We start from the raw sequence: 19,186 nt of genomic DNA, 5'->3' as shown, positions 1-19,186 counted from the left end.
TCACCCCTCCATCTCATGCGCGGCCTCGGGCGCCCAGCCCAGCCAGAACGCCATGCCCGGTTCCGCGCCAAGCGCTTCGAGCTGTTCCTCGGTGACCTGCGCCTTCAGCTCCTCGCCCTCGGGGGTTTCGAAATAGCACAGGATGGCGGTGCCGACGAATTCCTCGGACAGGAATTCGGCCTTGATCGCGGGGCCTTCGGGCTTGTCGCGGGTCACCGAAATACGGTCGGCGGCGACGACGATATCGCGGCCCTCGCGGCCCAGCCCGGTGAAGATGTTGTTGCGGCCGACGAATTCCGCCACGAAGCGGTTGCGCGGCGCGCGGAAGATGTCGCGCGGCGCGCCGATCTGGGCGACTTCGCCCTGGCCCATGATGACCACGCGGTCGGCCATGGCGAAGGCTTCGGATTGCGAATGGGTGACATAGACGAAGGTGATGCCAAGTTCCTTCTGCAGCTTGGTCAGCACGCCCTGCATCCGTATCACCAGATGCGCGTCGAGCGCCGACAAGGGTTCGTCCAGCAGCAGCATTTCCGGTTCGGTGACCAGCGAACGCGCCAGCGCCACGCGCTGCCGCTGACCGCCCGACAGCTGGTCGATGCGGCGCTTTTCGAACCCCTTAAGCCCCATCCGTTCCAGCCACATGAGCGCGCGCGGCTGGCGTTCGAAATCCGGCACGCCGCGCATCTTCAGCCCGAATTCGACGTTTTCCTGCACGTTGAGGAAGGGAAACAGCGCCAGCGATTGCCACACCAGCGGCGTATCGCGTTCATGCGCGGGCACGTCGTTCATCACCTTGCCGCCGATGGTGATCGTGCCCTCGGTCGGGCTTTCCAGCCCGGCCAGCATCCGCAAAGTCGTGGTCTTGCCACAGCCCGACGGCCCCATGATGGCGACGAATTCGCCCCGGCCGATTTCCAGGTCCAGCGTCTTGACCGCGACGAAATCGTCATACTGTTTCCGGACGCCTTGGAAGGTGACCAATGTTTCTTGTTTAGTCATGCAGCACTCCGGCGAAGGATCAGTAGTTGGGCCAGGATCACCAGCGTCATCGAGGTCAGGAACACGACCGTGCCGATGGCGTTGATCTGCGGATCCACGTTGCCCTGCAGGATTTCAAGGATCATCACCGGCACGGTCTTGTTCAGCCCCGACACGAACCAGGCGACGATGAATTCATCGAAGCTGACGGCCGCCGTCAGGCAGAAGGCCGAAATCAGCGCCGGCACGGTGAACGGGATCACCACCGCCGACATCGCCCGCCAGGGCGAGGCGCCGAGGTTCCACGCAGCCGCCTCCAGCGACGGGTCCATCTGCTGCAGCCGCATCCGGCAGATCGCCATGGCGAAGGGCGCGCCCATCACCGTATGCGCGATGACGATGCCGGGCAGGGTGCCCGACAGGCCCAGCCGCCCCAGCCAGGCCAGCATCGCCAGCCCCATGATGACCAGCGGAATGGTAGGTGGCAGCAGCGCCAGCGCCAGATAGGCGGATTTGAACCGGAACCCGTAGCGGTAATCGGTATAGGCGGTGACGAAGCCCAGCACGGTCGACAAAGCCGCCGCGCAGACCGCGACGATCAGCGAATTGCCAAACGCGGTCCAGACCTCGGGCCGGGAAAAGGCGGTTTCGTACCAATGGGTGGTGAAATGGCCCAACGGCACGGTCGGGAACCGGTCCGAATTGAACGAGAACACGACGCTGGTGAGGATCGGCAGGAACACGAACAGGAACAGCGCCAGCACGTATATGCGCGACAGGACGTCGGAAAGGCGCATCGTCATTTCCTCCGCCCATAGGCCGCGCCGACGGCGGCGAAGGCCACGGTGAACAGCGTCACGATCATCATGATGGCGACCACAGCCGCGCGCGGCCATTGCTGCCCCGATTTGGTGGTGTCGATGATCAGGATCGACATGGTGGGGGGCTTCGATCCGCCCAGGTAGAACGGGCTGACGAAATCGCCATAGCTCAGGATGAAGGCGAAGACCGCGCCGATGATAAGCCCGACGCGGGCCGAGGGGATGATCACCCGGAACAGCGTCGCGCGCGGCCGCGCGCCAAGGTTCCACGCGGCCTCGATCAGGTTGCGGTCGATCGCGGCCAGCGAAAAGGTTTGCAGGATGACGACCAGCGGCAGCACCAGCGTCATGTATCCCACCATCGCCCCGATCCCGGTGTTCAGCATGGTCAGCGGCCCCAGTCCGACAAAGCCCAGGATCGCGTTGATCGGCCCCGATTCCGCCAGCAGCACCTGCCAGGCATAGGCCCGCACCAGGTAAGAGGTGAAAAACGGCACGATGAGAAAGAAGATCGCCCAGCGGCGTGTCGTTTCGCTGACCCGGAAGGCCAGGGTGTAGGAGGCGGGAAAGGCGATCAGCGACGCCAGCACGGCAGCCAGGCTGGCGCGCCACAGGGTAATCCAATAGGCATCCCAGAAATAGCCCCGGCTCAGCATCTTATCCCAGTTCTTGAGGATAAAATCCGGCTCCATCCGGTAGTTCTTCACCAGCCAGAAGGACATCGCCACCATCAGCACCAGCGGGCCGACGAAAAACAGCCCCTGCCAGATCAGCAGCGGCAGGCGCCAGACATAGGGATAAAGTGAAATTCGGGTCTTCATGGCTCTATGGCTCGAAAGGTCCCGGCGCGCGCGGCGCCGGGACCCGCCTGATCAGGCGGTTTTGTATTCCGACCAGAAGTCGTTCCAGTCCTCCAGCGACTGCTGGCGGGGAATGTCGCGGATATGCACGCGGCCTTCCTGATACATCTTGATCGGGTTCTGATCCGAATCCTCCAGCATGCCGGACCGCTTCGCCTCTTCGGGGTTGGTGGCTTGGATGGCTTTCCAGCCCGATTTGGTCGGCGACAGGCCGGGATAGGCGGCCATTTCGATCGACTTCACCTGGCCTTCGGGGCTCAGCATGTACTGGATGAACTTGTTGATGATGTCGTGCTTGGTGGTGCCCTTGCCGATCGAATAGCTTTCGGTCCACTGGATACCGCCCTCTTCGGGGATCACGCTGGCCACCGGCGCGCCGTCCTTTTGCAGGACCCCGGTGATCCAGTCGCCGATGCCGCACATGGCCAGCATTTCGCCGTTCTTCAGCGACGAGAAGGTTCCGCCGTAATCGAAATAGCCGCCGACCTGCGGCTTCAGGCTCATGGTCTTTTCCTGCACCGCTTCCCAGGCGTCTTCGCTGATGTCGAAGGGCGACGGTTTGTCGTTGCCCATCAGCAGCGACATCTGGCCCAGGTTCGGCAGGTGCCAGTCGAAATGCCCCACCTTGCCTTTGACCTTTTCGTTCCAGAAGCAATTGTAGCTCATCGCCTCTTCGCGGGTCAGGGCTTCGGTGTTGTAGGACACGCCCAGCAGACCGTAGCGCACCATCACCGACCACAGGTCGTCGCCGACCCAGTGACCCGGGAAGTGCTGATATTCCGGGAAGAAGTCGTCGAACGGGTACAGCGACGCGTCCATCTGCTCAATATAGCCGGCCGCGTTCAGCTGCTGCACGAATTCGGCGTCCGACAGGATCAGGTCATAGGTGCCCGGCGGCGATTGCGCGATCAGCGCCAGCATGTTGTCGCCGCCCGCATAGTATTTCGGAACGAACTTGACGTTATTGGCCGCTTCGAATTCGCCGACGATGTCGGGTTCGGCATGGCCGTACCAAGCCAGCATGTTGATCACGGTGGGTTCCGCGGCCCAGGCCCGGTTCAGCATCGGGGTGCTGAGCGCCGCGCCGGCCACACCGGTCATGAAGCCGCGCCGCGTCAGAGCAGAGGTGCTTTTCATCGTTACGTTTCCCTGTTGTTCGACCGGGCTTTTTTCCCAGGCCCGATTCTTGTTGTTCACCGGGGCATCTTAGGAACGGATCGGTTTGATGCGGAAACTGCCAATTTGAAGGGGCGCATTACGGATTCTTATGGATCGCCGGATTTCCCGCCTCACCGATATGATACATCAGATGCTGGGCCAGCCCGTGCCCCGCCCGCGACAGGGCGGCGTGTTTGTAGAACAACCCGATCTTCAGCGGCGCCAGGGCTGGGAATCCTTCGTCATCGCGCGCCACCCGCATTCCCGGGGTCAGCGTGGCAGGCGTCAGGGCGCTGGCCCCCAGCCCGGCGCGCACGGCCGCCTGCACCCCGGACAGATCGCGCGACACCAGCGTGGTATGCCATTTCCGCCCGTTTTCGCGCAGCGCGTTGCGCATCCGGGTGGCGTATTCGCAGGGATCGGGATGCCGCACGATGGCAAGCGGGTCGCGCGGATCGCCCCGATAGGTTTCGCCGACCGCCCAGAACGGTCGGATCGTGGCCGTGTCGACAAGGAAGGGTGCGGTGTCATCCGGCGCGATGGCGACCGCGATATCGAGCCGGTCATCGGCCAAGGCATCGCGCAGATCCTTGGAAACAAGGCATTCGACCTCGACCCGGACCTCCGGGTTGTCCAGCGCGAAGCGCGAAATCGCCTCGACCAGGAAATTGTGGGAAAAATCGGCGGGCATGCCCACCCGCAGTCCGCCTTCCAGCGCCTGATCGGCGAAATGCGCGACGATATCGTCGTTCAGCCGCAGCATCTGGCGCGCCTGGGGGCTCAGCGCCATGCCCGCCTCGGTCAGGCTGACCTGGCGCCCCTCGGTGCGGATCAGCTTGGTGTGCAGCAGGTCTTCAAGCCGGCGGATCTGCAGGCTGACCGCGGGCTGGGTGCGCCCCAGGCTCTGCGCCGCGCGGGTGAATCCGCCGAGGTCGACCACGGTGACAAATGTTCTCAGAAGATCGGTCGGAATATTCGCAATCATCCATTTCGCTCTCAAATGAAAACATAGTGGGGATAAAATTTTCAGGGCCTCACGGCTTTCATATCGTTTGGTCAAATATTTTGGGGAATGCCCGTGAAATGCTCAGAATTTCATCGTTTGCCCGGGCCGTCCGGCTCCGTGGTCCCGCCTGTGTTCCACATTCAGGACGCAGCACCGCTTGAGGGGTGTTTTCAGTTCAGAAAAGCCGCGATCAGCCGGGAACACCTTTCCAGCTCGCCGACAGCGATGGATTCGTTCGGCTGATGCCCGTCCGCCATGCTGCCCGGCCCGCAAACGACCGTCGGCAGGCCAAGCGCGGCGAAGAAACCAGCCTCGGTTCCGTAGGAAACTTTAACTGGTTCAGGATTGTCGAGCAGTTGCGCAAGGGCAGCGATTTCGGGTTGTTTAGGATCGGCGGCGAGGCCGGGATAGGAGGCGACCTCGGCAATCTCGATCCCCTCCGGCAGGCCCTGCCTGACCTCGGCCAGCAGCGTCTCGGCTGGCTCCGCCGCCAGGTGGCGGATTTCGAAATCGATAAGCGCTTCCTCCGGCATCATGTTGAGCGCCACGCCGCCCGACATCCGGCCCGCATGCAGTGTCGAATAGGGGATCTGATAGCCGTCTTTGCGCGCGCCGGTCTCCGCCAGCCGCGCCTGTACCCGGCGCAGGGCACTGATCAGGTCAGCCCCCAGATGCAAGGCGTTGGTGAACAGGGGCGCCATCGCCGAATGGCCGGGCTGCCCGTGGCAGGTGGCGCGATAGGCGGCCTTGCCCTTGTGCCCGGTGCACAGGCGCATTTCTGTGGGCTCACCCACGATCACCAGGTCGGGACGGCCCAGCGTGGGGATCACCATATCGATCATCTCGGGGATGCCGCGGCAACCGATTTCCTCATCCCAGCTCAGCGCGATCATCATCGGGCGTTTGGGCGGGGCCTGTTTCACCTCGGCGGCATGGGCCAGGATACAGGCCAGGAACCCCTTCATATCGGTGCTGCCGCGCCCGATCAGCCGCCCGTCCCTTTCGGTCAGCGTGAACGGATCGGTTTGCCAATCCTGCCCGGCGACCGGCACCACGTCGCTATGGGCCGAAAACAACACGCCGCCGTCGCCCGCGCCGAAGCGCGCCAGCAGCCCGGCCTTGGTGCCGCAGGAGGACGGGATGCGGGTGACGTCGAAACCGGCGTCTGACAGGAAATCCTGCACCCAGTCGACCAGGTCGAGGTTCGGGCCATCGGTGATGGTTTCGAACCCCACCAACCGGGCGAGGATTTCAGTCTCTAACATTGCCTATTCGTCCCCCGGCACGCCGTAGGACGGCGCGGCGGCGGGGTTCATCGCGCGGGTCACGTAATCGTCGGCCTGGGGTTTGTAGACCTCCCAGGCGGCGGCGATATCGGCGATGGGGCAGGACTCAGACCAGTCGCAACGCAGCTCGGCATAGGGCCACGCCTGCTTGTCCACGATCAGCAATCCGGCGGAATGCACCGGCCCGGCCTCGCCCCCTGCCGCCAGCCCCGCCCGCATCGCGGCGATCAAACGATCGCCAAGCGCGCCCTTGGCGGATTCGAACCCCGCGACGATGGCGGCGGGCACGCCGTCATTGGCCAGAAGGTTGCCGCCCGATGCGCAGTCTGTTCCGCTGGCGGCGGTCCAGACCCCCAAAGCGTTTGCGCCGGAATGGATGAAGCTGTTGCCCTGCGCGTCCACCGCCAAAATCTGGCGGTAATCTGGAAAATCCTCACCAGTGAGCGCCTGTGTCACGGCCGTTTCAGCATCCGCACCTTCGGCCAGCCTGTCCAGAACGGCAGGCCCGAGCGCCGGGTTGGTGACATTCTGCGACGCCACCGCCCCCACACCCGCCCGGGCAAAGGCGCAGCGCGCGGCGACGGCGGGGGAGGACGATGCGATGGCAACGCCGAACTGGCCGGTCTCGGCGCAGCGGGCGACGATGGAAAAGGTCATGGGCTTCCCCTCAGTCCGGGATCACGAAGGTCGCGTCGATTTCGACCAGCCAGTCGGGCCGGGCCAGCGCCGTCACCACCACACCGGTGGAAACCGGATGGATGCCTTTGATGTATTCGCCCATGGTGCGATAGACCGCTTCGCGGTGGCGCACATCGGTCAGGTAGACCACCACCTTGCACAGGTGCGCCATCTCGCCCCCCGCTTCACCGATCAGCTGGCGGATGTTCTGCATCACCTTATGGGTCTGATCGACCGGATCGGCGCTGGCGATGTTTGCGGCCGTGTCCAGGTCCTGCGGGCATTGCCCGCGCAGGAACACGGTGGCGCCGCGGGCGACCACCGCCTGGCACAGGTCGTTGTCGAGCTTCTGTTCGGGATAGGTATCGCGGGTGTTGAACTTGCGAATGCGGGTATGGGCCATTGGGGTTCCGTTCTTAACTGGGCGCGCCCGGATAGGCGAGGTAGGCGCGGCGCTTGAGGATGTGATCGGCGATATAGCGAGCATCATGCCATACGCCGTAAATGAAGGAAGAGGCCCGCCGCGTCTGCCACGGCAGCCCGAGGAAATAGACCCCCGGTTCGTCCGAAATCCCCCGCAGATGCGCCGGCTGCCCCTTGTCGTCGAGCGCATCGACCTTGAGCCAACCGTAATCGAGCGCGAAGCCGGTGGCCCAGACGATGGTCGTTATGCCTGCCTTTGCGAGGTCCAGTTCCAAGATCGGATGGGTGACGCAATCGGGATCGGGGCCGATCTGCCGTGCCTCGGGTTCTTCCGGCAGGTCCAGACCGTTGCGGTCGATATAAGCGTCGGCCTCGTCCAGCACGGCAAGGTAATTGCGGTCCCCTTCGGCGATGTTCTTGGCCAGGTCCGGCGCGAAGCTCAGCTTGCCGTCCTCATAGGCCCCGGTCCGGCCCAGCAGGGTGATCCCGGTCGCGGCCAGTTCGCGGAAATCGACGGTATGCCCGCCCTCGGCACCGCTGACCGAGATGGTGACATGTTCCACCCCCGGCGTGGATTCGGCATCCCACTTGTTCAGCACGCCCAGCCACCAGCAGTAATCGCGGCCGCGGTAGCTGCGCGGCGGACGCCCGTGCGGGCCCACCGACAGGTAGACATCGCGCCCCGCCTTGCGCAGTTCCGCCGCGATCTGCACGCCGGACGATCCGGCGCCGACGACCAGAACCGCGCCTTCGGGCAATTGCGCCGGGTTGCGGTAATCGACGGAATGGATTTGCGTGACACCGGCGCTTTCGGGCACCAGATCGGGCATCAGCGGGTGATGGAACGGGCCGGTGGCGGCGACGACGTAATCGGCCTCGACCGGTCCGGCGCTGGTTTCCGCGCGGAAGCCCTGCCGGCCCTCCAGCCGGGTGACCGAGGTGACGTCGACCCCGGTGCGGACTGGCGCGTCGATCTGCTGGGCATAGGTTTCCATGTAAGCGGCGACCTCGTCCTTGGTCGCAAACCCGTCCGGGTCGCAGCTGAAATCCAGCCCCGGGAACTTGTCATGCCAGGCGGGGCCGTTGGCGACCAGCGAATCCCAGCGTTTCGTGCGCCAGCTTTCGGCGATCCGGCCGCGTTCCAGCACCAGGTGGGACACGCCCGCCCGGCTCAGATGTTCGCTCATCGCGATCCCGGCCTGACCGCCGCCGACGATCAGGACCTCGGTTTTCTCAACGGACATTATGCCCCCCTTTCCGCTGGATTAGAGACTATTTTGAACCTCGGCGATGCTTTCGCACAAGATCCCTGCCGTGGTGTCGATCATTGCCTCGTCCATCACCAGCGTCGGCGACAGGATCAGGATATTGCCCAAGGGCCGCGCGATCAGGCCGCGTTTCTGCGCCGCCTGCGCGACCTTCAGCCCGATCATGTCCTCGACCTCGAACGGCGTCTTCGCCGCCTTGTCGCGGACGAATTCGATGCCCATCATGAAATGGCTGCCGCGCACTTCGCCGACCATGTCCATATCAGCCAGGTCGCGCAGTTTGCCCTCGAACAGCTTGCCGGTGGTGCGGACGGTTTGCGGAATCTGATCGCGTTCCATCAGCGCGATATTGGCAAGCCCCGCGGCGGCGGCGGCGGGGTGGCCGGAATAGGTCATGCCGTGCAGGAAACTGCCGCTCTCGCCCGAAATCACTTCGTAGATTTCATCGCTCATGATCGTGGCCGACAGCGGCTGATAGCCCGAGGTCAGACCCTTGGCGGTGGTGATGATATCGGGCTGCACGTCGAAGACATCCTTGGAGGCGAAGAAATGCCCCAGACGGCCGAAGGCGGTGACCACCTCGTCCGAGATATACTTGATCTCGTAATCGCGGCACAGCGCGCCCATCGCGGCGTGATAGCCCTTGGGCGGTACGATGATGCCACCGGCGCCCATGATCGGTTCGGCGATGAAGCAGGCGATGTTTTCGGCCCCGATTGCTTCGATCCGGCCCTTCGCGTCGGCGATCAGCGCGTCGAGGAATTCGGCCTCGCTCATCCCCTCGCCTTCACGCCAGTGATGCGGCTTCTTCAGGTGATGGATCAGCCCCTCGGCCTTGTCCCAGCCTTCGGAATATTCCGGCGTGGTCATTGCGATCGCCAGGTAGGTGGAGCCGTGATAGGCGCCCTGGCGGCTGAGAACCTGTTTCTTCTTCGGCTGGCCCAGACGGTTGTAATAATGGTGCAGGATGCGGATCGCGCTGTCATTGGCGACCGACCCGGAATTGCCGAAATGCACCTTGTTCAGGTGCCCCGGCGCCAGCTCGGCTAGCTTGGCGGCCAGACCGGCGGCGGCCGGGTGGGTGAAGTTGTAGAAGGTCGAATAGAAATCCAGCGTTTCCAGTTGTTCGGTGATCGCGTCGATGATTTCGCGCCGCCGATGCCCCGCGTTGACGCACCACAGCCCGCCGATCCCGTCGATCAGTTGGTTGCCTTCGCTGTCGGTGACATAGGCGCCTTCGGCCCCCACGATCACCGTGCGCGCGCCATCCTGTTTCAGCGCGTTCAGATCGGCAAAGCTTTGCACCAGATGGGTGTCGGCGGTAAGTACCCCGTCGGTGGATGTGTCCAGATCGAGAGACATTATTCAGACCTCCTTGAAATCGGCAAGTTGCATGGAGCGCAGCGCCGGATCGATGGGCTGCGAAATATCGGCGATCAGCAGCGCTTCGGACGTGCCGGCGCTGACGATCGGGCGGGCGTCGGGGCCCGCGATCAATGAATGGCCGCCAAAGGTCAGATCGCCCTCGGCGCCACAGAAATTGGCATAGGCGATGGTCAGGTCCATCTCGGCCGCGCGCGACGGCACGAAGGTGGTGGACACATGTTCGAACCCCGCCGGGTTGGCGGTTGGGATCAGGATCAGCTTCGCCCCGCGTTCCGCCAGTGCCCGCACATGCGGCGCGAATTCCACGTCATAGCAGATCAGCAGACCCACAGTCGTGCCCATGAAGTCGAAGGTGCAGTAGCTGTCGCCAAACGCGAAGCTGGCCTGTTCCATCGGGCCGTACAGCTGGATCTTGCGGTAATGGCCCAGAACCGCACCATCCGCCCCGATGGCGGTGGCGGCGTTGTAAACCGTGTCGCCGTCGCGTTCGGCCCAGCCCAGAGTGATGGCGCAGCCGGTTTCGCGCGCGATCCCCGCCACCCGGTTGCACCATTCCCCGCCCAGCGGCTGGGACAGGGTACCGTGCAGGTCGGGCCGGTTGTAGCCGGGCAGGAACAGTTCGGGGAAGACGATCATCGCTGCCCCCGCCTGCGCCGCCGCGCGGGTTTGCGCATCGAGGCGGGCAAATCCCGCCTCGATATCGCCGCCGATGGGCGGCCCCTGATATATGGCGATCTTCATCGTCACTTCTTCAGGTTGGTCCAGATGGCGTCATACATGACCTGCACCTCTTCCGGGCAGGCCTGCACGAAGACGCCCTTCACATCCGCGGGCGGATTGGATTCCGGCGAATTGGCGATTTCCGGCAGCAGGAATTCCTCCACACCCTTCACGCCCGACGTATAGGCGGCGTAGTTGGTGACGGCGGCGGCGTTTTCCGGCTCCAGCAGGAAGTTCATGAACTTCAGCGCGTTGTCGCGGTTCGGCGCATCCTTCAGCAGCACCACGTTATCCATCCAGACGATCATGCCCTCTTTCGGGAACACATACTGGATCGGCGCACCCTCGGCGCGGGCCTTGGCGGAAAAGCCCGACCAGATCATCCCGGCAGCGGCATCACCCGATACCAGCACGTCCTTGGCCACATCAGACCCGAAGCTGGCCCAATACGGCTTCGCCGCCTGCACCAGATCGTTCAGCGCCTTGAGCTGGGTGCGGTCCGAGGTGCATTGCGGAATGCCGGCGTAAAGCGACGCCAGGGTCAGGGTTTCGCCGGAAGTATCCAGCACGTTGATCTTGCCCTTCAGCTCCTCCGGCGGATCGAAGATCAGGCCGAGGCTGTCGAGCGGACCGGTATAGACCTCGGTGTTCACCGAGAACGAGGTCGAGCCCCACTGATACGGGATCGAGGATTTGCGGCCCGGGTCGAAATCGACATCCATCCACTGGTCCTGGATATTGCCGAGATTGGGCATTTCGTCGGGCGTGAAGGTGTCGAGCATGCCTTCGTCGCCCATGATCTTGACCATGTAATCGCCGGGCACGGCCACGTCATAGGACCCCATCTTGCCCGCCTTCAGCGCGGCCAGCAGGGCTTCGTTGCTGTCGAAGGTGTCCATCGTCACCTTGACGTCGTATTCGGCGGCGAACTTATCCAGCAATTCCTGCGGGATGTATTCGAACCAGTGATAGATTTTCAGCTCGCCCTCGGCGGCGGCCGCCGTGGCAAGGCCCAGGGCAAGGGCGGTGGTGGTCAGGAAGGTTTTCATGAGGGTGTCTCCGCTGTTGATTGTCGTTTTGGTTATTGTTTTGATTGCCCCGCCCGCCCGATGATCCAGGAAAGCGTGACGAAGACCACCGAAACGCCCAAGAGCAGCGTCGAGATGGCCATGATGTTGGGCTTGATGCCCTGTTTGACCGACCCGAAGATCGCCGTGGGCAGGGTTTCGACACCCGCGCCCTTGACGAAATTCGTGATCAGGAAATCGTCGAGAGAAATGATGAAGGCGAGCAGGAAGCCCGACAGGATGCCCGGCACCATCAGTGGCAGCAGCACCAGCCGGAAGGCTTCCCAAGGCGTCGCGTAAAGGTCCATCGCCGCCTGTTCGTACATGTCGGGAATGCTTTGCATCCGGGCCGAGATCGGCAGGTAGGCAAACGGGATGCAGAACACGATATGGGCGATGAAGATGGTCATCAGCCCGGTCTTGAACCCGATGGTGATGAAGAAGATCAGCGACGCCACGGCAGTCACGATTTCGGGCACCATCAGCGGCAGGTTGATCAGTGCCAGGCTCGCCGTCTTGCCGCGGAACCGTCCGGCGCGGTTCATCGCCACGGCGGCGGCGGTGGCGATCGCGGTGGCGCAGGTGGCCGCACCGATGGCGATGGTGAAGGAATTGATCGCGGCGGCGCGGAACTTGGGCGCGTCGGGGCCGGTGAAGACATCGGCGTACCATTTGAACGAAAACCCGCCCCAGCGGGTGATCGAGGTGGAATCGTTGAAGCTGTAGACCGCCACGATCACCAGCGGCGCGTACAGCACCACGAGGCAGAGGATGGTGATCGCCCGGAACCCGGTGAAGCGGCGCAGGTCGGTGGTGGCCATCAGCCATCCCCCCGGGTCTGGGCGCGGGCGTGGATCAGCAGCACGCCCATCACGATGCTCAGCAGGATCATCGCCGCCGCCGCGCCGAAGGGCCAGTTGCCCGCCGCGCCCTTGAACTGTTCCTCGATCAGCGACCCGATCATGAAGGTCTTGGCCCCGCCCAGCAGGTCGGGCGCCAGGAAGGCGCCGAGCGAGGGCACGAACACCAGGATGCAGCCCGCCACGATGCCGGGTTTCACCACCGGCAGGATGATCAGCCGCAGAGTGGTCCAGCTGTCGGCGTAAAGATCCGCCGCCGCCTCGGACAGCGAGAAATCGTAGCGTTCGACGGCGGCATAGATCGGCAGCACCATGAAGGGCAGGTAGGAATAGAACAGCCCCAGCTGCACCGCGAAATTGGTGTTGATCAGCGACAGGGGTTCGGAAATCACCCCGGTCCAGAGCAGGAATTCGTTCAGCGGCCCGGTATCGCGGATCAGGAATTTCATCGACACGGTTCGGATCAGCAGGTTCACCCAATAGGGGATGGTGATCAGGAAAAGCCAGACCGAGCGTGAGCGCGGGTCGCGGGTGGCGATGAACCAGGCGGTGGGGAACCCGATCAGCAGGCAGAACACGGTGGCCAGCCCCGCCTGCCAGATCGAACGCCAGAAGATGCCGATATAGGTCCATTCCACGGTTGGCGGTTCGTCTCCGAACAGGCCGCGATTGAGGAAGAACTGGTCATAGGCGGCCAGGGTGAAATCCCAGATCACGCCGCCGCGGAATTCCTTGGTCAGCACCGAATAGATTGCCATCAGCAGCACCGGCAGCACCAGGAAGATGCCGATGAACACCCACACGGGCAGCATCAGCCGCCCGCCATTGCCGCGATAAATCTCGGACCGGGAAGCGCCCTGCGGCGCGGCGCCCGCCATCAGTCGGCCAGCAGGCGCGCCGCGCCCGCCTCCACCTCAAGACCCAGAACGGTGCCGCGTTCGGGGATGCCGGCGGCCGCGGCGTTCTGCATCCGCACGACCATCGCTTCGCCATCCGACAGCCGCATATGCAGCTGGATATCGGTGCCAAGATAGACGTGATCTTCGACCGTGGCCTGCAGGCTGCCCGCCCCTGCGGGCGCGGGGGTGATGCGTTCGGGACGGATCGACAGGTGCCCCGTGCCGCGCTGGGCGCCATCGGCCGCCGGGCAGGTCAGCCGCGCGCCACCCGGCAGGGCAATGTCGGCCATACCGTCGCTGACCGAGCCGACCTCGACCTCCAGCAGGTTGGTTTCGCCGATGAAATCCGCGACGAAGCGATTGACCGGCGCCTCGTAAATTTCGCGCGGGGTGCCGATCTGCTGCACATGGCCCGCCGACATGACCGCGATGCGGTCGGACATGGTCAGCGCCTCTTCCTGGTCATGGGTGACGAAGACGAAGGCGATGCCGGTTTCGCGCTGGATCTGTTTCAGTTCGACCCGAACCGCCTGGCGCAGCTTCAGGTCCAGCGCCGACAGCGGTTCATCCAGCAGCAGAACCTGCGGCCCCGGCGCCAGCGCCCGGGCCAGCGCGACGCGCTGCTGCTGACCGCCCGACAATTGCCCCGGGCTGCGCCTGGCGAAATCGGAAAGCTGCACCAGCGCCAGCACCTCGCGGGCGCGGCCATTGGCATCCATCGCCGACCAGCCGCGGCGCAGCAGACCGAAGGCCACGTTTTCGAGCACCGTCATATGCGGGAACAGCGCGTATTGCTGGAACACCGTGTTGACCGGGCGCTTATGCGGCGGCAGCGGCGCGATGTCTTCGCCATGCAGGCGGATCGATCCTTCGCTGACATCCTCGAATCCCGCGATGCAGCGCAACAACGTGGTCTTGCCGCAGCCCGAGGGCCCCAGCAGGGTGAAGAATTCACCCTCGCGGATATCCATCGACACGCCGTGCAGCGCAGTGACGCTGCCGTATCGTTTCACGACCTTGTCGACATCTACGGCGATGCTGTGCTGGTTCATCGGCTTTTCCCGGACCCCTCTTGCGGCATACCCCCAATTCACGCCACTAATGCTAAGGAGAGCCAGTTTCGGGGGTATATACCCCCAAGGGGGTATGATGCGGGCCTTGCCGAACTCGACCGAAGCCTATCTTGGCGCCGCGATCGCCGCGCTTGGAACCGACGATTTCGCGCCGGCCTTCTATGCGTGGTTGCACCGTTGCATCGAAATCGACAACACAACGATGCTGGCCTATTTCCAGACCCGCAGGCCGGAAATCCTGTTCTGCCAGGCGCGCGTTCCCTCGGTGCATGAAAGGATAGATAGCGATTATATTTCAGGGGCTTACCTGATCGATCCGTTCCACGAACTGCACGTGACCCGGGTCGATCCCGGGCTATACCGGCTGCGCGATTTCGCCCCCGACCAGTTCCACCGCAATGAATATTTCGCCAGCTATTACCGCCGCACCACCTTGGTCGATGAAATCGCCTATGTCGCGTATCCGGCCGAGGGCGTTTCGGTGCATATCTGCCTTGGCCGCGACGCCAGTTCGGGCCGCAGTTTTTCCCCGCGCGACATGGAAATTGCCCACAGATTGAGCGCGATTGCCTGCGGATTGGTTGCCAAGCAATGGGCCGGGCTGTCGTCGAGCGGCGATTATACCGACGCGGCGCTGGTCGACCGGGTGCGGCAACGGCTGATCGAGCGCCACGACATCGCGCTGAGCCAGCGGCAATCCGAGGTCGCGCTGCTGATTCTGCGCGGTCACGGGTCGGTGTCGATCGGGCTGCGGCTGGGAATCAGCCCGCAGACGGTCAAGGTGTTCCGTAAGCAGCTCTACCGCAAATGCGCGATCTCTTCGCAGGCGGAACTGTTTTCGCTGGTGATGCCGCTGCTGTCGGACTGACGCGCAGAACGACCGCCTGGAAAGCAATGTTTTCCGGGGGTTTGCGGGCGGTATATCAATGTTAGGGGAATGGTGCCCAGGAGAGGACTCGAACCTCCACGTCCATACGGACACTAGCACCTGAAGCTAGCGCGTCTACCAATTCCGCCACCTGGGCAGGTGTCGTGGGGGGCGATGTATCCCTGCCCGCAGGTGGTGTCAACGAGGTTTTTCAACTTTTTTCACTCCGGGCTTATTTCCTTGTCCGGGCATCCTTGTGCGGCTAGGAACGACGCAGCAAATTTTATCTGCCGGAGTCATCCTTATGTCGAAACTCGTGACCATCTATGGCGGGTCGGGCTTTGTTGGCCGCTACATTACGCGGCGCCTGGCGAAAGACGGCTGGCGCATCCGCGTCGCCGTACGCCGCCCCAACGAAGCGATGCATGTCAAACCCTATGGCGCGCCGGGACAGGTCGAACCCGTCCTGTGCAACATCCGCGACGATGCCAGCGTGGCGGCGGTGATGCAGGGCGCAGATGCGGTGGTGAACTGCGTCGGCATCATGAACGAGAGCGGCAAGAACACGTTCGGCGCGATCCAGGCCGACGGCGCCGGGCGCATCGCCCGTATCGCCGCCGAGCAGGGGATCGAAACGATGGTGCACCTGTCGGCCATCGGCGCCGATGCCGACAGCGCCAGCGAATATGCCCGCAGCAAGGCGATGGGCGAAGCCAATGTGCTGTCCTACATGCCCAACGCGGTAATCCTGCGTCCGTCGGTGATCTTCGGGTCCGAGGACGATTTCTTCAACCGCTTCGCGTCGATGTCGCGGATGGGGCCGATCCTGCCGATCGTCGGCGGCGACACCAAGTTCCAGCCGGTCTATGTCGACGACGTGGCGAAGGCCGCCGTCTTGGCGGTCGACGGCAAGGCGGAACCGGGCGTCTATGAACTAGGCGGGCCCGACGTGAACACGATGCGCGACTTGATGGGCCAGATGCTGAGCGTGGTGCGCCGCCGCCGGCTGGTGATGAACCTGCCGTTTTGGCTGGCCCGGATCGTGGCGTTCTTCGGTCAGCTGACCAGCAAGATCAGCCTCGGCCTGTTCAAATCGCCGCTGACCGGCGATCAGGTGAAGCTGCTGGCGAATGACAACGTGGTGTCCGAGGGCGCCAAGGGGCTGACCGATCTGGGCATCCACCCGGTTGCGCTGGAAGCGGTGCTGCCCGATTACCTGTGGCGCTTCCGCCCGACCGGGCAATACGACGCGATCAAGGAATCGGCGAAGAACCTGAAAATCAGCTGATTTCGGTCCGATAGGATTTCAAAGGGGTGGGCCTTGGCCCGCCCCTTTTACGTATAGGCGATGAACAGCAGGATCGCGCCCAGGATCACGCGATAGATCACATAGGGCGTGAAGCTGGTGGTGCGCAGCAGCCGCATCATCAGGCTGAGCGCCAGCAGCGCCGATATGAACGACATGCCGGCGACGACGGCCCCGTCCCGCGCGGCGCTGGCATCGGCGGTGCCGATCATCTCGGCGGTCAGCAGCGCGCCGCTGGCGAAAATCGTCGGGATCGACATTAGCATCGACAGTTTCGCCGCGTCGTGCCGGTTATAGCCCAGCATCCGCCCGGCCGTGATGGTGATCCCCGACCGCGACGTGCCCGGGATCAGCGCCACCGCCTGCCACAGACCCATCATCAAGGCATCCATCAGCGACCAGTCGGCATCGGTTTTCGGCGACGGTTCCTTGCGGTCGGCCCAGTAGAGCACCAGCCCGAAACCCAGCATGGTCCAGCCGATCACCGCGGTGCTGCGCAGCATCTGGTCGATCCCGGTCAGGTTCAGCACCAGCCCGAACAGGATCACCGGGATCGTCGCCAGCGCCAGCAGGAAGGCCAGTTTCGAACCGGGCGTGTCGATCCGCCCGGTCAGCATGCGCGGAATCCCCGCCAGACCGATGCGGACATCGGCCCAGAAATACAGAACCACCGCCGCCAGAGTGCCGACATGGGCGGCGACATCGATCACCTGACCCTGATCCTGCAGCCCGGTAAGATTCGGAAAAAGAATCAGGTGGCCCGAGGAAGAAATGGGAAGAAATTCGGTAACGCCCTGAATCAGCGCGATAATGAGCAGATGGATGAAGGTCATTGGCGGCTCTGTGATGCAAGGGTTTCTTGTGGTATAAAGCATTGAGAACGCGGGGAAAGATTTTTTATAGGTCCGTATCGGACCTATAAAATGCGCCAAATTGCTGCATGGCAGCAGTTTCAACGGGTATTCTGCGAATGTAGGTCAGCATGTGTGACTTTTATTCATCTTTAAGGTAACGTATTAAGCGCCGACTCTAATTCTTCCTTCAGGAAAGGCAGCGACGTGGCAAAGCAACCGATGCTGAAATTCGTGTCGATCGAACGCGACATGCCCTCAAAGCGTGACGCCGATCAGCGCAACAAGGATTTCAACGAAATCTACGCGGAATTCGCCGATGAAAAGGCCAAGGAACAGGCCAGCCGCTGCAGCCAATGCGGTGTGCCCTATTGCCAGGCGCATTGCCCGCTGAGCAACAACATTCCCGACTGGCTGCGGATGACCGCTTCCGGCCGTCTGGAAGAAGCTTACGCGATCAGCCAGTCGACCAACACCTTCCCGGAAATCTGCGGCCGCATCTGCCCGCAGGACCGGTTGTGCGAAGGCAACTGCGTGATCGAACAGTCGGGCCACGGCACCGTGACCATCGGGTCGGTGGAAAAATACATCACCGATACGGCCTGGGAACAGGGCTGGGTCAAGCCGATCACCCCGGCAACCGAGCGCGACCAGTCGGTCGGCATCATCGGTGCGGGCCCCGGCGGTCTGGCCGCGGCCGACATGCTGCGCCGCGCTGGCGTGCAGGTCACCGTCTATGACCGTTACGACCGCGCGGGCGGGCTGCTGACCTATGGCATTCCTGGCTTCAAGCTGGAAAAGGACATCGTGATGCGCCGGGTCGAACAGCTGGAACAATCCGGCGTCGAATTCGTGCTGAACTGCAATGTCGGCGAAGACCTCAGCTTCGACGCGATCCGCGGCAAGCATGACGCGGTTCTGATCGCCACCGGCGTTTATAAAACCCGCGTGCTGACCTATCCGGGCGTGACCGCCGAGGGCATCGTGCGCGCCATCGATTACCTGACCGTGTCGAACAAGCTCAGCTTCGGCGACGAGGTGCCGGAATACGAAGACGGCTCGCTCAACGCCAAGGGCAAGAAGGTCGTCGTGATCGGCGGCGGCGATACCGCGATGGATTGCCTGCGCACCGCGATCCGCCAGGGCGCGACCTCGGTCAAATGCCTGTACCGCCGCGACCGCGCCAACATGCCGGGCTCGCAGCGCGAGGTTCAGAACGCCGAGGAAGAAGGCGTCGAATTCGACTGGCTGACCGCGCCCAAGGGCTTTGTCGGCGAACCGGTCACCGGCGTGATGGTGCAGAAGATGCGCCTTGGCGCGCCGGACGCATCGGGCCGCCGCGCCCCCGAGGTGATCGAAGGCGCCGATTATGTCGAAGAGGCTGATCTGGTGATCAAGGCGCTTGGGTTCGAACCCGAAGACCTGCCCAAGCTCTGGGGTGTCGACGGGCTGGAAGTGACCCGCTGGGGCACCATCCGCGCCGATTTCCAGACCGGGCAGACCTCGCTCGATGGTGTGTTCGCCGTGGGCGACATCGTGCGCGGCGCTTCGCTGGTGGTCTGGGCGATCAAGGACGGGCGCGACAGCGCCGAGGCGATCCTCGATTACCTGAACGACGCCAAGGCCGTCGCCGCCGAATGAACCATTCCGGGCGGTCCCCCGCCCGCCCCACCGA

The 19,186-nt window shown here is 63.4% G+C and carries 19 protein-coding genes and 1 tRNA gene; 3 read left to right on the top strand and 17 right to left on the bottom strand.

The genetic code is table 11. The annotated features are described in order from the left end of the window. The 15 genes from GR167_RS08175 to GR167_RS08105 all read right to left on the bottom strand — a co-directional run bounded on the left by GR167_RS08175 (position 1) and on the right by GR167_RS08105 (position 14,465). Positions 1-1,002 (bottom strand): ABC transporter ATP-binding protein, encoded by a 1,002-nt coding sequence (locus GR167_RS08175; protein ID WP_160972976.1) that lies wholly within the window; start codon positions 1,000-1,002, stop codon positions 1-3. Continuing rightward, positions 999-1,778, bottom strand: a complete 780-nt coding sequence (locus GR167_RS08170; RefSeq protein ID WP_160972975.1) for an ABC transporter permease — start codon at positions 1,776-1,778, stop codon at positions 999-1,001. Before GR167_RS08170 ends, GR167_RS08175 begins: the two co-directional genes overlap by 4 nt. Positions 1,779-1,780: 2 nt before the next feature. Continuing rightward, positions 1,781-2,623: an ABC transporter permease gene (locus GR167_RS08165; protein WP_160972974.1), complete on the bottom strand. Its 843-nt coding sequence runs from the start codon at positions 2,621-2,623 to the stop codon at positions 1,781-1,783. A 51-nt stretch (positions 2,624-2,674) separates the two neighbouring features. Further along, positions 2,675-3,799 carry a polyamine ABC transporter substrate-binding protein gene (locus GR167_RS08160; protein WP_235915885.1) on the bottom strand — a complete coding sequence of 375 codons (1,125 nt, stop codon included), beginning with the start codon at positions 3,797-3,799 and terminating at the stop codon, positions 2,675-2,677. A 118-nt stretch (positions 3,800-3,917) separates the two neighbouring features. Then, positions 3,918-4,805, bottom strand: a complete 888-nt coding sequence (locus tag GR167_RS08155; protein WP_160972973.1) for a LysR family transcriptional regulator — start codon at positions 4,803-4,805, stop codon at positions 3,918-3,920. Between the two features lie 191 nt (positions 4,806-4,996). Beyond that, positions 4,997-6,091 carry an acetylornithine deacetylase gene (gene argE, locus GR167_RS08150; RefSeq protein ID WP_160972972.1) on the bottom strand — a complete coding sequence of 365 codons (1,095 nt, stop codon included), beginning with the start codon at positions 6,089-6,091 and terminating at the stop codon, positions 4,997-4,999. 3 nt (positions 6,092-6,094) lie between these two features. Then, entirely contained in the window at positions 6,095-6,769 is a 675-nt protein-coding gene (locus tag GR167_RS08145; protein ID WP_160972971.1) for a DUF1028 domain-containing protein, read from the bottom strand. A 10-nt stretch (positions 6,770-6,779) separates the two neighbouring features. Beyond that, positions 6,780-7,193, bottom strand: coding sequence for a RidA family protein (locus GR167_RS08140; RefSeq protein ID WP_160972970.1), 414 nt, complete (start codon positions 7,191-7,193; stop codon positions 6,780-6,782). Between the two features lie 13 nt (positions 7,194-7,206). Next, entirely contained in the window at positions 7,207-8,457 is a 1,251-nt protein-coding gene (locus GR167_RS08135) for a flavin-containing monooxygenase (protein ID WP_160972969.1), read from the bottom strand. 21 nt (positions 8,458-8,478) lie between these two features. Then, positions 8,479-9,843, bottom strand: coding sequence for an aminotransferase class III-fold pyridoxal phosphate-dependent enzyme (locus GR167_RS08130; RefSeq protein ID WP_160972968.1), 1,365 nt, complete (start codon positions 9,841-9,843; stop codon positions 8,479-8,481). Between the two features lie 3 nt (positions 9,844-9,846). Beyond that, positions 9,847-10,608, bottom strand: coding sequence for a carbon-nitrogen hydrolase family protein (locus GR167_RS08125; protein WP_160972967.1), 762 nt, complete (start codon positions 10,606-10,608; stop codon positions 9,847-9,849). A 2-nt stretch (positions 10,609-10,610) separates the two neighbouring features. Continuing rightward, positions 10,611-11,636, bottom strand: coding sequence for an extracellular solute-binding protein (locus GR167_RS08120; RefSeq protein WP_160972966.1), 1,026 nt, complete (start codon positions 11,634-11,636; stop codon positions 10,611-10,613). A 32-nt stretch (positions 11,637-11,668) separates the two neighbouring features. Then, positions 11,669-12,475 carry an ABC transporter permease gene (locus tag GR167_RS08115; protein ID WP_160972965.1) on the bottom strand — a complete coding sequence of 269 codons (807 nt, stop codon included), beginning with the start codon at positions 12,473-12,475 and terminating at the stop codon, positions 11,669-11,671. Beyond that, entirely contained in the window at positions 12,475-13,392 is a 918-nt protein-coding gene (locus GR167_RS08110) for an ABC transporter permease (RefSeq protein WP_160972964.1), read from the bottom strand. Before GR167_RS08110 ends, GR167_RS08115 begins: the two co-directional genes overlap by 1 nt. Further along, complete coding sequence (locus tag GR167_RS08105) at positions 13,392-14,465, bottom strand: ABC transporter ATP-binding protein (protein ID WP_160972963.1); 1,074 nt, start codon at positions 14,463-14,465, stop codon at positions 13,392-13,394. Before GR167_RS08105 ends, GR167_RS08110 begins: the two co-directional genes overlap by 1 nt. Positions 14,466-14,562: 97 nt before the next feature. On the opposite strand from GR167_RS08105, the gene GR167_RS08100 reads away from it, so the two are divergent. Further along, on the top strand, positions 14,563-15,354 hold the full coding sequence (locus GR167_RS08100) for a helix-turn-helix transcriptional regulator (RefSeq protein ID WP_235915884.1): 792 nt from the start codon (positions 14,563-14,565) through the stop codon (positions 15,352-15,354). A 70-nt stretch (positions 15,355-15,424) separates the two neighbouring features. Here GR167_RS08100 and GR167_RS08095 read toward each other — a convergent pair. Further along, positions 15,425-15,511, bottom strand: a tRNA-Leu gene (locus GR167_RS08095). 147 nt (positions 15,512-15,658) lie between these two features. Here GR167_RS08095 and GR167_RS08090 point away from each other — a divergent pair. Then, positions 15,659-16,642: a complex I NDUFA9 subunit family protein gene (locus GR167_RS08090; protein ID WP_160972961.1), complete on the top strand. Its 984-nt coding sequence runs from the start codon at positions 15,659-15,661 to the stop codon at positions 16,640-16,642. A gap of 47 nt (positions 16,643-16,689) precedes the next feature. Here GR167_RS08090 and GR167_RS08085 read toward each other — a convergent pair whose 3' ends face one another. Further along, positions 16,690-17,493: an undecaprenyl-diphosphate phosphatase gene (locus GR167_RS08085; protein WP_160972960.1), complete on the bottom strand. Its 804-nt coding sequence runs from the start codon at positions 17,491-17,493 to the stop codon at positions 16,690-16,692. Between the two features lie 225 nt (positions 17,494-17,718). Between GR167_RS08085 and GR167_RS08080 the strand changes: the two genes are divergently transcribed. Beyond that, positions 17,719-19,152 carry an NAD(P)-dependent oxidoreductase gene (locus tag GR167_RS08080; protein WP_160972959.1) on the top strand — a complete coding sequence of 478 codons (1,434 nt, stop codon included), beginning with the start codon at positions 17,719-17,721 and terminating at the stop codon, positions 19,150-19,152. The last annotated feature ends 34 nt before the right edge of the window (positions 19,153-19,186 follow it).

It is taken from the genome of Thalassovita mangrovi (genome assembly GCF_009857745.1).
In the GTDB taxonomy this organism is placed as follows: domain Bacteria; phylum Pseudomonadota; class Alphaproteobacteria; order Rhodobacterales; family Rhodobacteraceae; genus Thalassobius; species Thalassobius mangrovi.
Note: the sequence above shows the minus strand (reverse complement) of the source record. Positions and strands in the feature narration are given on the sequence as shown.

What these genes read in the sequence shown, in the direction of transcription:
- GR167_RS08175 (WP_160972976.1), bottom strand. Translation starts at nt 1,002, where the DNA reads ATGACTAAACAAGAAACATTGGTCACCTTCCAAGGCGTCCGGAAACAG.
- GR167_RS08170 (WP_160972975.1), bottom strand. Translation starts at nt 1,778, where the DNA reads ATGCGCCTTTCCGACGTCCTGTCGCGCATATACGTGCTGGCGCTGTTC.
- GR167_RS08165 (WP_160972974.1), bottom strand. Translation starts at nt 2,623, where the DNA reads ATGAAGACCCGAATTTCACTTTATCCCTATGTCTGGCGCCTGCCGCTG.
- GR167_RS08160 (WP_235915885.1), bottom strand. Translation starts at nt 3,799, where the DNA reads ATGAAAAGCACCTCTGCTCTGACGCGGCGCGGCTTCATGACCGGTGTG.
- GR167_RS08155 (WP_160972973.1), bottom strand. Translation starts at nt 4,805, where the DNA reads ATGATTGCGAATATTCCGACCGATCTTCTGAGAACATTTGTCACCGTG.
- argE (WP_160972972.1), bottom strand. Translation starts at nt 6,091, where the DNA reads ATGTTAGAGACTGAAATCCTCGCCCGGTTGGTGGGGTTCGAAACCATC.
- GR167_RS08145 (WP_160972971.1), bottom strand. Translation starts at nt 6,769, where the DNA reads ATGACCTTTTCCATCGTCGCCCGCTGCGCCGAGACCGGCCAGTTCGGC.
- GR167_RS08140 (WP_160972970.1), bottom strand. Translation starts at nt 7,193, where the DNA reads ATGGCCCATACCCGCATTCGCAAGTTCAACACCCGCGATACCTATCCC.
- GR167_RS08135 (WP_160972969.1), bottom strand. Translation starts at nt 8,457, where the DNA reads ATGTCCGTTGAGAAAACCGAGGTCCTGATCGTCGGCGGCGGTCAGGCC.
- GR167_RS08130 (WP_160972968.1), bottom strand. Translation starts at nt 9,843, where the DNA reads ATGTCTCTCGATCTGGACACATCCACCGACGGGGTACTTACCGCCGAC.
- GR167_RS08125 (WP_160972967.1), bottom strand. Translation starts at nt 10,608, where the DNA reads ATGAAGATCGCCATATATCAGGGGCCGCCCATCGGCGGCGATATCGAG.
- GR167_RS08120 (WP_160972966.1), bottom strand. Translation starts at nt 11,636, where the DNA reads ATGAAAACCTTCCTGACCACCACCGCCCTTGCCCTGGGCCTTGCCACG.
- GR167_RS08115 (WP_160972965.1), bottom strand. Translation starts at nt 12,475, where the DNA reads ATGGCCACCACCGACCTGCGCCGCTTCACCGGGTTCCGGGCGATCACC.
- GR167_RS08110 (WP_160972964.1), bottom strand. Translation starts at nt 13,392, where the DNA reads ATGGCGGGCGCCGCGCCGCAGGGCGCTTCCCGGTCCGAGATTTATCGC.
- GR167_RS08105 (WP_160972963.1), bottom strand. Translation starts at nt 14,465, where the DNA reads ATGAACCAGCACAGCATCGCCGTAGATGTCGACAAGGTCGTGAAACGA.
- GR167_RS08100 (WP_235915884.1), top strand. Translation starts at nt 14,563, where the DNA reads ATGCGGGCCTTGCCGAACTCGACCGAAGCCTATCTTGGCGCCGCGATC.
- GR167_RS08090 (WP_160972961.1), top strand. Translation starts at nt 15,659, where the DNA reads ATGTCGAAACTCGTGACCATCTATGGCGGGTCGGGCTTTGTTGGCCGC.
- GR167_RS08085 (WP_160972960.1), bottom strand. Translation starts at nt 17,493, where the DNA reads ATGACCTTCATCCATCTGCTCATTATCGCGCTGATTCAGGGCGTTACC.